We start from the raw sequence: 13266 nt of genomic DNA on the forward strand, positions 1-13266 counted from the left end.
GCACATAAAAAAAGGTTACCAAATCGGCAACCTCCTCTTCTTACATTACATAAATTCAGCAACAAGCTCATCAAACATTTTCTGATCCATATTTAAATCAGATTTCACTAAAGGCTCTTCACTATAGCCTTTAACAAGTTCTTGATATGATGGTTGCTTAGTATTTTGATAAATTAAACCTGTTACTAATCCGTTATTTTCCATTAACGTTTGCATAGCCATCATGCGATTAGACGGATCATATCCCTCTACTGTACTTAGTTTCGTTAAATTCTCTTTAAACCAATCGTAAGTATTTACTTTATTGTAAGTAACACATGGGCTGAATACGTTAATTAATGAAAATCCTTTATGGTTAATACCAGCTTCAATAATTTGTGTTAATTCTTTTAAATCACTTGAAAAGCTTTGCGCCACAAATGTTGCACCAGCTGTTAAAGCCATTTCCATAACATTTAGTGACGGTTCAATTGAACCTTGTGGTGTACTTTTCGTTTTAAATCCAGCTTCACTACGTGGTGAAGTTTGCCCTTTTGTTAATCCGTAAATTTGGTTATCCATTACGATGTACGTAATGTCGATATTACGACGAATAGAATGGATTGTATGTCCCATACCGATTGCAAATCCATCACCGTCACCACCTGATGCGATAACTGTTAAATCACGATTTGCCATTTTCACACCTTGTGCAATTGGAAGGGCACGACCATGAATACTATGCAAACCATACGAATTAATATAACCTGAAATACGACCTGAACAGCCGATACCAGAAATAACAGCAAGTTCATCTGGGTTTAAGCCAACGTTAGCTGCCGCACGTTGAATTGCAGCTTGCACCGAGAAGTCTCCGCAACCTGGGCACCAGTTTGGTTTTACACTGTTACGAAAGTCCTTAAATGTTGCCATTTAGTACAACCCCTTTTTTGCATTCGTTGTAAATCTCTTTTGGCAAGAATGGGTTTCCATCATATTTTAAAAGACTAGAAATTTTCTCACCATTACCAAGATTCATTTTCATAATGTTAGCAAGCTGACCTGTTGCATTGTTTTCTACAACTACAACGCGCTTCGCATTTTTCACAAGTGGATCGATTTCAGCTGTAGGGAACGGGTGAATTAAGCGCACATGAGCATGGTTTACTTTCATACCCTTTTGTTCTAAACGCTCCATTGCCTCTTCGATCGCACCACGAGTTGAATTAAATCCAACAAGCAATACGTCTGCTTCGTCATGCTTAACATTTTTATAAACAGGGGTATTAAACTTCAAGTTCTCCATTTTACGGAAACGTTTGTCCATTTGATCTTTACGGTTTATTGCTGATTCAGAAGGTTTACCCATTTCATCATGTTCTACACCTGTAACATGGTGAATACCATTTTTCATACCAGGTAAAACACGTGGTGAAACGCCATCTTCTGTTACTTCATAACGCTTGAAGTATGCTTTATTCTCACGTTCTGGTATTTCTATGTCTAAATCAAGCTTACCACGGCGAATTTCCACTTTATCTAACTTAAGTGGTTCTACAGTTTGTTTCCCTAAAGAAAGCTGTAAATCTGTTAAGAAGATAACAGGAACTTGATATTCTTCAGCTAAGTTAAACGCTTCTACAATATCATAGAAAGCTTCTTCAACTGTACTTGGTGCCATTACGATTTTTGGAATCTCACCATGCGTACCGTAAATCATCGCCATTAAATCAGACTGCTCTTGTTTCGTTGGTAATCCCGTACTTGGACCACCACGTTGTGTATCAACAATTACTAATGGTGTTTCTGTAATACCCGCTAAACCAATCGCTTCCATCATTAAAGACAGACCAGGACCAGCAGACGCTGTTAATGTACGAACACCAGCATAGTTTGCACCGATTGCCATTGTACAAGCTGCGATTTCATCCTCAGTTTGGATTACTGTTCCGCCGACTTTCGGTAATTTTTTAATTAAGTATTCCATAATTTCTGATGCAGGTGTGATTGGGTATGCTGACATAAAACGAGCACCACCAGCTACCGCACCAAATGCGATTGCATCGTTTCCAATCATAAACATGCGTTTTTTACCATCAGCTTTTTCAAGCTGCATCATGTTTACTTTCTCACCTAGTAATTCTTTCATATATTGAGAGCCGCGTTTAATTGCGTCCATATTCTTTTGAACGACTTGCTCTCCTTTACGACCAAAGATTTCTTCAACAACATCTAAATAAGCTGTTTCGTCTAATCCTAATACCGCACTTGATGCTCCAACAGCAACCATGTTTTTCATTAATGATGTGCCTAATTCTGAAGCAATATCTGTAAACGGTATCACATATAGATTTACATCTGTATTATCAGGTATTGTTGGATTAAATTTCGCATCCGCAACTACAATTCCACCTGGACGTAGTTCGTGGAAGTTAAAATCAATTGTTTCTTGGTCAAAAGCAATTAAAATATCTAAATCATCTGAGATCGCTCGTACTTCTGTTGTACTTACACGAATTTTATTATTTGTATGGCCGCCTTTTATACGTGATGAGAAGTGGCGGTAACCGTATAGGTAATATCCTAATCGGTTTAATGCAATACAGAAGATTTCTCCTGTACTTTCAATTCCTTCACCTTGTTGGCCTCCAACTTTCCATGAAAGTTGACTAATCATCTCCTACACCCCTTTTGGCTGCATTCATTGTAGTGTATTTTTTTACAGTAATAGTTTAGCATTTTTTATGCAAATAAACTACAACGGACGCAAATTATGCCTCTTCTGATTTCCCTGAATCTTTAGTATAAAGCTATTTTGTTTTTCATTCTAGTATTAGGTCTTAAAAAAATCAATAATATCAAATGAATTTATTTTAATTTTTCTGAATCTTTAAAACAAAAACTCAAAAACTTATATGTTCAACAAAATTATCGTATAAAAATCGTTCGACCATAGATGCATCATAGTGTTTGTAAAGCTCATTAACTACATTTTCATACTCTCTATATGCAGTTAAATCTACAACCGTCTCCAAAATCCCATCAAAGTCTGAACCAAAGCCTATATTCTTTTCTCCACCTAAGGAACAAATATATTCAATATGTCTTACTATATCTGTTATATTCGCCTGTCTTTCGCTCGTTAAAAATTGCGGTACAAAAGTAACTCCAATCACGCTATTTTTCTTTATGAGTGCTCTAATTTGTTCATCATTTAAATTACGTGGATGTTGACACAATTTATAGCAATTTGAATGAGATGCAATTGGGTTTTTAGCCATTTCTATAACATCCCAAAAGCTTCTTTCATTCAAGTGAGACACGTCGGTCCATAAATGTAACATATTCAGTTCTTGTACAATATGTTTCCCAAAGGTTGTTAAACCCGCTCCACGCGTCTCTAGCGCACCGTCAGCTAATAAATTGGCATAGTTCCATGTCAGCCCAAAGGAACGCACTCCCAATCGATAAAACAGCCGTAATTTCATTGCATCCTTTCCAATTGCTTCGCAACCTTCTAATGTTAACAGCGCTCCAATCTCGTCCTGTTTTAACATGTTAATATCATCTTTTGTCTGAATAAACTTCACACCCGGTAATGATAAAATTTCATTATAAAAAATATCTACCATTTGTAATGCCACTTCAAATCGTTTTTCATATAGCACCGTTTCTGGCACATATATAGCAAAACATTGTACACTTCCTTTTCTTTCCTTTAACTGTTCAAATGTAATATGTAATTGCGGATCGTTTTTAAAATTCCTTTTTCCCTGCGCACTCCATAACTGAAAGAGCACATCACAATGAGCATCAAAAATTTTCATTTTCATTCCTCCATTATAAAAACAACCTGTTTGCATACTGCAAACAGGCTGTTTAAACTTAACGAGGTTCTACAATTAATTTTATTGCTGTACGCTCTTCGCCATCAATCATAATATCTGTAAACGCTGGGATACAAATCAGGTCCAAACCACTAGGCGCTACAAATCCTCTTGCGATTGCTACTGCCTTTACCGCTTGGTTCAATGCACCTGCACCAATAGCTTGAATTTCTGCTGTTCCGCGTTCGCGAATAACACCTGCAAGTGCACCAGCTACAGAATTAGGGACCGACGTTGCTTTAACTTTTAATATTTCCATTCCGCGTTTCCTCCTCGTTTCTTTAAAAAGTATTAGCAATTATTTCACTTTAACTTATATTCACGAGGAATGGCGCGTATTCCTGCTAAATTTTCGTAATTTTTCTAAAAAATTAAAATATAATAACTTATCTAAAATTTAACGTTGATTTACTCAAAAAATGGTTGATCGTCATTAATTAAAATGCGCTCAATTTTCTTTGCTTTTCCTGTATTTGGATCCACATCAATTAACACTGCACTTAATTGCGTTCTACCATTTGTTACTTCAAATCGTACCGGTAAGTTCGTTAAAAACTTCTTCAATACCGCTTCTCGGTCCATACCTAATATTCCATCATATGGCCCTGTCATCCCAACATCTGTAATATATGCCGTTCCACTTGGTAAAATACGGTTATCCGCTGTAGGGACATGCGTATGCGTACCTACTACTGCTGTAGCACGTCCATCTACATACCAACCTAGCGCTTGTTTTTCACTTGTAGTCTCCGCATGGAAATCAACAAAGATAATATTCGTACGTTTTTTCGCGATATTAATTAATTCATCCACTTTACGGAATGGACAATCAATCGGAGGAAGGAAAGTACGTCCCTGTAAGTTAATGACTGCAACTTCTGTTCCATTACAGTTCACAAAGATAAGTCCTTTTCCTGGAGTTCCTTCTGGGAAGTTAGCTGGTCTTGCAAGATATTTTGCATCATCGATGAATTCAAATACTTCACGATTATCCCAAGCATGGTTTCCAAGTGTAACTGCTTGCGCCCCACACTCTAAAAAGTTTCGATATATTTTTTCTGTAATCCCACGGCCACCTGCTGCGTTTTCTCCATTAATGATTGTTACTGTAGGTGTATATTTTTTCTTTAATGCCGGTACGTATTGTTGAATCATACCTCTACCAGGAGATCCTACTACATCCCCAACAAATAATATTCTCATATGTCTTACCCTTTCTATGTACTGCATTTTTTATTGCTATAGCATTAAGGAAATTCCTTATAATATGTTTATTATAAGTTTGTTTCACTTTTACGCTATATAACTAACTGTCTTTATTTTATCCAATTCCAACACAAAAAAATAAAGTGGTGTTTCACCACTTTATTTTGCGTATTCCACTGCACGTGTTTCACGAATAACAGTTACTTTAATATGTCCTGGATAATCCAGTTCATTTTCAATACGTTTTCGGATATCACGAGCTAAACGATGAGCTTCTAAATCATCGATTGTATCTGGTTTTACCAAAATACGAACTTCACGTCCTGCTTGAATTGCAAATGATTTTTCAACGCCTTCATAAGACTCTGAAATCTCTTCTAACTTTTCAAGACGACGAATGTAGTTTTCAAGCGTTTCACTACGAGCTCCCGGTCTTGCAGCTGATAAAGCATCTGCTGCTGCAACTAAAACTGCAATGATAGAAGTTGGTTCTGTGTCACCATGGTGAGATGCGATACTGTTTATAACCACAGGATGCTCTTTATATTTCGTTGCGAGTTCAACACCAATTTCAACGTGGCTACCTTCTACTTCATGGTCAATCGCTTTTCCGATATCATGTAATAGACCAGCACGTCTTGCTAGTTTTTCATCCTCGCCAAGCTCTGCTGCCATAAGTCCAGTTAAATATGCAACTTCCATAGAGTGTTTTAAGACGTTTTGTCCATAACTTGTACGGTATTTTAAACGACCTAAAATTTTAATTAAATCTGGGTGTAATCCGTGAACACCCACTTCAAACGTTGTTTGCTCTCCGACTTCGCGAATATACTCGTCCACTTCACGTCTTGATTTTTCGACCATCTCTTCAATACGCGCTGGGTGAATACGTCCGTCCTGTACTAGTTTATCAAGAGCGATACGAGCTGTTTCACGACGAATTGGATCGAATCCAGAAAGGATTACCGCCTCTGGTGTATCATCGATAATTAAGTCAATACCCGTTAACGTTTCTAACGTACGAATATTACGACCTTCACGCCCGATAATACGTCCCTTCATTTCGTCATTTGGAAGATTTACAACCGAAACGGTTGTTTCAGCAACATGATCAGCTGCACATCTTTGCATTGCAAGAGATAAAATCTCTTTTGCTTTCTTATCCGCTTCTTCTTTCGCGCGAACTTCACTTTCTTTTACCATAACAGCGATTTCATGAGAAACTTCATTTTCTACTTTACCAAGAATAATTGCTTTCGCTTGTTCGCGTGTCAGATTGGAAATGCGCTCTAATTCTGTTTGTTGCTTTTGAACTAACTCTCCCACTTTGCTTTCCAACTCTTCAATCTGTTGTTGTCTCGCTACAAGAGAATCCTCTTTCTTCTCTAACTGCTGCTCGCGTTTATCGAGCGTTTCGTCTTTACGATCAAGGTTCTCTTCTTTTTGCATTAAACGATTTTCTTGTTTTTGTAATTCGCTTCTACGGTCACGAATTTCTAATTCAGCTTCTGTACGAAGTGTATGAATTTCATCCTTTGCTTCTAAAAGCGCTTCTTTCTTAAGTGCTTCAGCCTCACGATTCGCTTCGTCTAGAATACGTTTCGCTTCATTAGCCGCACCATTAATCTTCGCTTCAGCAATAGACTTTCGAACAAAAAAGCCAACAACTGCACCGACTGTTGTTGCAAGCAAAATGGAGATGAGTATCCAAACTGTACTACTCATGATTTCACCTCCCCTTGCTATGAATGAAAAAAGACTGTCGGCATGTACATTAAATTACAATATACAGCAAAGACCGTCGTCCCGCTTTTTTAAGGGACTTTCTTCATTTCACAATTAAAATGTCATATTATTATTTCGGTAAGTTTTAAACCTTACTCCGAATATTACTTCTCTTCTTGAGAAGAGTATATCGTATATAAGAAAAAATATACATTCTCATTGTATCTATCGTAATTTTCATTGTCAAGCGTTGTCTACTTTTACTTTCTTTACCTTCAGTCCTGAATGTTATCTGAATTTGAAAAATTGATAGCATATTATCCTGGAAAACCTTAGTAAATACCATTTTATTCCCTTAAAACGCATGAATATTCCTCTTTACACATCCCATTTGAGTCAAAAAAATATTTTAGCCACTACGATAAATACCCCTTTAATAGAAGGTAAAAAAATAAAAGACACGGGACCCGTGTCTTTTATTTTTTAATCTTGAAGAGTTGAATCTTCCGTGTCTTCCACACCAGAATCTTCACCAATTCCGTGATGATCACGAACAAAGAAGGCAATTTCCTCTCTTAAGTCCGTATTCTCTTTTAAGAATTGCTTCGAATTTTCACGACCTTGTCCTAAACGTTCTTCATTATAAGAATACCAAGCACCGCTCTTTTGAACGATATCAAGCTCAGAAGCCATATCCAAGATTTCACCTTCTCTTGAAATACCTTCTCCGTACATAATATCAACTTCAGCAACACGGAATGGTGGCGCTACTTTATTTTTCACTACTTTTACTTTTGTTTTATTACCAACGATGTCGTTACCTTGCTTTAATTGCTCCGCACGACGCACTTCAAGACGGACAGTTGAATAGAATTTCAACGCACGACCACCTGGAGTTGTTTCTGGGTTCCCAAACATAACCCCAACTTTTTCACGAATTTGGTTAATAAAGATTGCAATTGTTTTTGATTTGTTGATTGCTCCTGAAAGCTTACGAAGTGCTTGTGACATTAAACGTGCTTGTAAACCTACGTGTGAGTCACCCATGTCGCCTTCAATCTCTGCTTTCGGTACAAGAGCTGCTACAGAGTCAATTACGATAATGTCAACCGCACCACTTCGCACAAGAGCTTCCGCGATTTCTAATCCTTGCTCCCCTGTATCAGGCTGTGATAATAGTAATTCATCTATGTTAACACCTAATTTTTGTGCATATACAGGATCCATTGCGTGCTCCGCATCGATGAATGCTGCTTGTCCGCCTTGACGTTGTACTTCTGCAATTGCATGTAATGAAACTGTCGTTTTACCTGAACTTTCAGGTCCGTAAATTTCGATAATACGGCCACGTGGGTATCCGCCTACCCCTAGCGCCACATCAAGTGCTAAAGAACCACTTGAAATTGTAGAAATTCTACGTTCCGCTTGTTCTCCTAATTTCATAATTGAACCTTTACCGAATTGCTTCTCTATTTGTTTTAACGCCATATCTAATGCCGCTTGACGATCACTCATTCAAAATTCCTCCTTAACTGAATTGCTAATCTTATTATACCTATTTTCAATTCAATTTGCCAATAAAAATCGAACATTTATTCGATTTTTTTATTTTCCATCACACAAATACGGAATTTAACTATAAAAAAAGCTAGAAGAAACTTATATCTCTTCTAGCTTTTTATATAAATGATAAAATCCATATTTTGCTGATCGTTCTCTAATTTGTTGACGACTTCCACTTAAATTAAGAGGAAAGACTGCAGTTTGTTCACCTTTAATCGCTAATCCAACAAATACTGTTCCTGGCTCTTTCTGTTCTGAAGCATCTGGCCCTGCTACCCCAGTGAAACTAATTCCGATATCCGCTTTTAATAAATCCTTAACATTTTCAGCAAGATAACGAGCACATTCCTTACTAACTGCACCATCAGTATGCAACACCTCTTCAGGCACACGTAAAACATGTTGCTTCACATCATTATGATAACAAATGACACCGCCCTTAAATACAGAAGAAACACCAGCATTTTCAGTTACTTGATTTCCAAAAAGACCACCTGTTAAACTTTCTGCACATGCTAAAGTTAACCCTTTTCTCTTCAATAACTCAATTGCCTTATAATGCAAAAATTCTTGGTCATATCCGTAGAAAAATTCTCCTACTCTTTCTAAAATCAAATCTTCCACATGTTGAATTAGTTTCTCCGCTTCGCTAACATTTTGATGCTTAGCGGTTAAACGTAATGTCACTTCTCCATCATTTGCTAGCGGGGCAATTGTTGGGTTTGTTTGTCCATCAATTAAATCTTGAACTTTCACCTCTAATTGGGACTCCCCAATACCGAAGAAACGAAGCACACGTGAATAAATGTTTTCTCCTGTTGTAAAATTACGTAAAAAAGGCTCTACGTAACTTACATACATTGGTTTCATTTCTTTTGGCGGCCCTGGTAATAAAATATAGACTTTTCCGTTCTTATTTACCCCCATACCCGGCGCCATACCATGGTCATTTGCAAATACTGTTGCTCCATTTAAAACGAGCGCTTGCTTTTTATTATTCTCCGTAAATTCACGGCCTGTACGCTTAAAGTAATTACTTATTAAGGCTAATGCCTTTTCATCATACACAAGCTCTTCATCTAAACTAGCAGCTATCGTTTCTTTCGTTAAATCATCTTTTGTCGGTCCTAATCCACCTGTAAAAATAAGTATATCAGCACGTTCTTCCGCAGCTTCAATCGCCTTTTGCAGTCGCTTATTATTATCACCCACAACAGTATGATAGTACACGTTAATTCCGATTGAAGCTAACTTTTCAGATAAAAACTGGGCATTTGTATTTGCAATTTGTCCAAGTAATAATTCAGTTCCAACCGCAATAATCTCAGCATTCATCCCAATTCCCCCATAAACTTCTATTTTGAGTTTACAAAAGCAGCTCTATTTTTCCAGAAATAATCCCATCCTGAAATAACAGTAAAGATTAATGCAATCCATATGAAGATATCAGCAACTGGAATATGGATTAAATTTAAAGGTACATCGTGTAATAAATATGCTGCAATCGCAATAATTTGTGTCCATGTCTTAATTTTCCCTAGCTGATTTGCCGCAACTACTTCCCCTGTTCCAGCAAGTACAAGACGTAAACCTGTTACAGCAAACTCACGACTGATAATTACAATAACAATCCAAGCCGGTACATATTGCATCTCTACCAATGTAATAAGTGCTGCCGAAACAAGTAATTTATCAGCTAACGGGTCAAGAAACTTCCCTAAATTCGTTACAAGATTATACTTTCTTGCGTAATGTCCATCAATCCAATCTGTAGCTGAAGCAATGATAAAGATAAGCGCCCCTACTAAATGTTGAATTGGCAAATCAACATCACCAATTTTGTATGAACCCCAATCAAAGGGCGCTAACATAATTACCATAAAAATTGGAATTAAGAAGATTCTAGATATTGTAATTTTATTTGGTAAATTCACAGCTATTCCTCCATCATATCAAAAACATTTGTTCATCGAAAAAAAGTCATCGAAGCGATGACTGTTATTGTGCAGGTTGCTCTATCCCTTGGTTTTTAATCACCAATCTTTGGTGATATTCTTTTTGTGGATCTAACGGGAAAGCAAGCACTTGGCCATTCAGTTTAATTTCAACATTCGGTGCACTTCCAATATTAAGTCGTACTTCTTTTAATGTTGATACATCGCGTTTTTCTGTTTGACCGCTTTGTACTGTAGTGTTTAGAATTTCGTTACCCGCATCATCCTTAACATCTACATAACTTGCACCCTTCGCTGAAATTTCCAATTCTAACGTTTTATTATTATGAATTTCCAAAGTAGATACCTTACCAGTTGTTCCAACTACTTTCACTTCTTGCTGTCCCGTTGGTGGTGCTGGTTGCTCTTCTTTCTTTGGTTCTTCTTTCTTTGGTTCCTCTTTTTTTGGCTCTTCCGCTTTCGCTTCATCTTTCTTCGTATCTAGCGGAGAATCTTTCGCTTTTTGAACTTCAATTTTCTCACTTTGAGCACTCGGAACTTTTTCATCATCTTTTCCAGTTAACGCTTGAAACACAAACCAGATTACCACTCCAGCTGCAATTACTAACAGCGCAACTAAGATTTTCGGCATGTGATCTGCAACTGGCCATGATGAAGATTTTTGCATTGTTTCTTGTGTCTTTTGTCCCGTTGATACTTGTGGAACTTCACGCTTTTCAGATTGTGGTATCGTACTCTGATGTTCTACAAGTAGTTCCTCTCCATTTAATCCAACCGCATCTGCGTATTGTTTAATGAATGCACGCGCATAAAAAGCTCCTGGCAATACATCATAATTGCCTTCCTCAATTGCCACTAGATGGCGTTTTTGAATTTTTGTAATCTCATGCAGCTGATCAATAGACAAGCCTTTCGCTTCTCTTGCTTCTTTCAGCTTTTGTCCCAATTCCGTCACTACTAACACCTCAATATTTCTTTAAAAGTCAAACATAGAGAAATTATTTTGCGTACCTTGCTCAATTTCATCTACTAAATTATATTGAATTTCTTCATCATAATCATTACGCAACTCGATAATATAATCAAAATCATCCAATGTGTATTCTGACTGACTCACAAATACATCAGGATGTTCCACAACTTTCGTTGCAGGCAATCTCATAATTTCACGAACGAGCTGCCAATGTCTTTCGTTGGCACGCTTCGTTGACACAATTCCATCTAGGATGAAAATATTGTCATCGCTATACTCATCTTCAATTAATTGACTACGAACAGTTTGCTTAATAAGAGTAGATGATACAAATAACCACCTTTTATTTGCACAAACACTTGCAGCAACAATGGATTCTGTTTTTCCGACACGAGGCATTCCGCGTATCCCAATTAGTTTATGGCCTTCTTTTTTCATAATTTCTGCCATAAAGTCTACCAGTAAGCCTAATTCATCACGCACAAATCGAAATGTTTTCTTATCATCTGCATCTCGTTGTATGTACCTACCATGCCTAACCGCTAGCTTATCTCTTAGCTTGGGCGGACGATATTTCGTTACCGTTATGTTATCCATCGTATTTAAAATTGATTCAAGTCTAGAGATTTGCTCTTGATTATCACACATAAGAAGTAACCCACGTCGTGCATTATCTACACCATTAATTGTGACAATATTAATGCCGAGCATACCGATTAACGAAGAAACGTCACCAAGCAAGCCAGGTCGGTTTTTATGTATTTCATATTCAAAATACCATTCAATCATCCAAGATCACTCCCCTTGCTTACTTTACACCTACGTACTATATTATATGATTTCACCTTAATAGGGAAGCTAAATGTATAATCTATCCTGTGTAATTATTATACAAAAAAAGTAGAGAGGAGATTCTCCTCTCTACTTTTACTTATGTTGTACAAACTTAACCATTAAGTTTGCAATTGTATGTTGCTCCTGTTCATCAGCAACTTTCCAAAGCTCAGCTAATAATTTCTCTTGGTCATTGCGTCCTTCTACTTCATTAGCAAGGTAGTCGCCAACACGAAATGCCATATCTGATACTGCACCGCCATCTAAACCTTTTCCTTGCGCTTGCTCTAAACGATCTCCTAAAAAGCTCTTCCACTGATCAAAATTTTCTAATACTGACATAATTAAGCACCTCACTATTGAGTAATAAAATCATGCTTAATTTGTGCAACTGTTCATTTTTTATGTAAGAAATTTTTAGCAGTGCCAACCGCCATTCACTCCGATGATTTGTCCAGTTATGTAAGATGCTCCTGGTGATACGAGGAATGAAACTGTTTTCGCTACCTCTTCTGGTAACCCTATTCTACCTAATGGTATATCTTCAGCAATTCCCATTTTATCTTCTTCAGAAAAAACACTTAACATTTCCGTTTCAATTGCTCCTGGTGCTACTGCATTCACACGTAATCCACTTAAAGAAACTTCTTTCGCTAGAGCTTTCACATATGAATTTTGCGCCCCTTTTACCATTGAATAAAGCACTTCACAAGAAGCCCCTATTTGTCCCCATATAGATGAAACAATTACAATATTACCGCTTCTCCTCCCGATCATAGACGGAAGTGCCATTGAAAGTAATTTATATACGTTCTTCACTTGAAGTTCTACCATATAATTCAATTCATCGTTTGTTACATCTGTTACTAGTCCAAAAATACTCTTCCCAGCTGCGTATACGATAACATCAATAGGATGTTCAATTTGCCTCCACAATCGCTCTGCTCCATCACTAGAAGCCAAATTCGCTTGAACAGGGATAACTTCCCCCCATGCTTTCTGCAATTCCAATACCTTTCCTTCACTGTTATTGTAATGAACATAAACTGTATATCCATCTTGAATTAATTGTTCCGAAATAGCAGAGCCAATCCCTCCGCTCCCTCCAGTTACTAACGCATACTTTTTCATAAATTCCCTCTCT

13 protein-coding genes are annotated in these 13266 nt (G+C 37.3%); all 13 read right to left on the reverse strand.

Annotated features, from left to right (window positions below; translation table 11 throughout):
- Window positions 1-45: 45 nt before the first annotated feature.
- The 13 genes from MR170_RS04425 to ymfI all read right to left on the reverse strand — a co-directional run bounded on the left by MR170_RS04425 (window position 46) and on the right by ymfI (window position 13253).
- Complete coding sequence (locus MR170_RS04425) at window positions 46-912, reverse strand: 2-oxoacid:ferredoxin oxidoreductase subunit beta (RefSeq protein WP_029443104.1); 867 nt, start codon at window positions 910-912, stop codon at window positions 46-48.
- Window positions 899-2656 carry a 2-oxoacid:acceptor oxidoreductase subunit alpha gene (locus tag MR170_RS04430; protein WP_242307361.1) on the reverse strand — a complete coding sequence of 586 codons (1758 nt, stop codon included), beginning with the start codon at window positions 2654-2656 and terminating at the stop codon, window positions 899-901. The genes MR170_RS04425 and MR170_RS04430 overlap by 14 nt, the downstream gene beginning before the upstream one ends.
- Before the next feature lie 226 nt (window positions 2657-2882).
- The gene (locus MR170_RS04435) at window positions 2883-3842 is read right to left on the reverse strand and encodes a dipeptidase (protein WP_242307366.1); all 960 of its coding nucleotides are present in this window, start codon (window positions 3840-3842) and stop codon (window positions 2883-2885) included.
- Between the two features lie 22 nt (window positions 3843-3864).
- The gene (gene spoVS / locus MR170_RS04440) at window positions 3865-4125 is read right to left on the reverse strand and encodes a stage V sporulation protein SpoVS (protein ID WP_000404341.1); all 261 of its coding nucleotides are present in this window, start codon (window positions 4123-4125) and stop codon (window positions 3865-3867) included.
- A gap of 149 nt (window positions 4126-4274) precedes the next feature.
- On the reverse strand, window positions 4275-5069 hold the full coding sequence (locus MR170_RS04445) for a TIGR00282 family metallophosphoesterase (protein ID WP_001221095.1): 795 nt from the start codon (window positions 5067-5069) through the stop codon (window positions 4275-4277).
- 162 nt (window positions 5070-5231) lie between these two features.
- The gene (gene rny / locus MR170_RS04450) at window positions 5232-6797 is read right to left on the reverse strand and encodes a ribonuclease Y (protein ID WP_000099769.1); all 1566 of its coding nucleotides are present in this window, start codon (window positions 6795-6797) and stop codon (window positions 5232-5234) included.
- Window positions 6798-7280: 483 nt separating this feature from the next.
- Complete coding sequence (gene recA, locus MR170_RS04455) at window positions 7281-8312, reverse strand: recombinase RecA (protein WP_001283854.1); 1032 nt, start codon at window positions 8310-8312, stop codon at window positions 7281-7283.
- 144 nt (window positions 8313-8456) lie between these two features.
- Entirely contained in the window at window positions 8457-9695 is a 1239-nt protein-coding gene (cinA, locus tag MR170_RS04460; protein ID WP_016080551.1) for a competence/damage-inducible protein CinA, read from the reverse strand.
- A 20-nt stretch (window positions 9696-9715) separates the two neighbouring features.
- A complete protein-coding gene (gene pgsA / locus MR170_RS04465; RefSeq protein WP_001052967.1) occupies window positions 9716-10294 on the reverse strand; it encodes a CDP-diacylglycerol--glycerol-3-phosphate 3-phosphatidyltransferase in 579 nt (192 codons plus the stop codon).
- Window positions 10295-10358: 64 nt separating this feature from the next.
- Window positions 10359-11270, reverse strand: a complete 912-nt coding sequence (locus tag MR170_RS04470; protein ID WP_242307367.1) for a helix-turn-helix domain-containing protein — start codon at window positions 11268-11270, stop codon at window positions 10359-10361.
- A gap of 21 nt (window positions 11271-11291) precedes the next feature.
- Entirely contained in the window at window positions 11292-12077 is a 786-nt protein-coding gene (locus tag MR170_RS04475; protein ID WP_000574107.1) for a DUF3388 domain-containing protein, read from the reverse strand.
- A gap of 138 nt (window positions 12078-12215) precedes the next feature.
- Complete coding sequence (locus tag MR170_RS04480) at window positions 12216-12464, reverse strand: DUF3243 domain-containing protein (protein WP_000114504.1); 249 nt, start codon at window positions 12462-12464, stop codon at window positions 12216-12218.
- 75 nt (window positions 12465-12539) lie between these two features.
- Window positions 12540-13253 (reverse strand): elongation factor P 5-aminopentanone reductase, encoded by a 714-nt coding sequence (ymfI, locus tag MR170_RS04485; RefSeq protein WP_242307370.1) that lies wholly within the window; start codon window positions 13251-13253, stop codon window positions 12540-12542.
- Window positions 13254-13266 lie beyond the last annotated feature (13 nt).

It is taken from the genome of Bacillus cereus group sp. BfR-BA-01524 (assembly GCF_022662595.1).
Classification (GTDB): domain Bacteria; phylum Bacillota; class Bacilli; order Bacillales; family Bacillaceae_G; genus Bacillus_A; species Bacillus_A thuringiensis_S.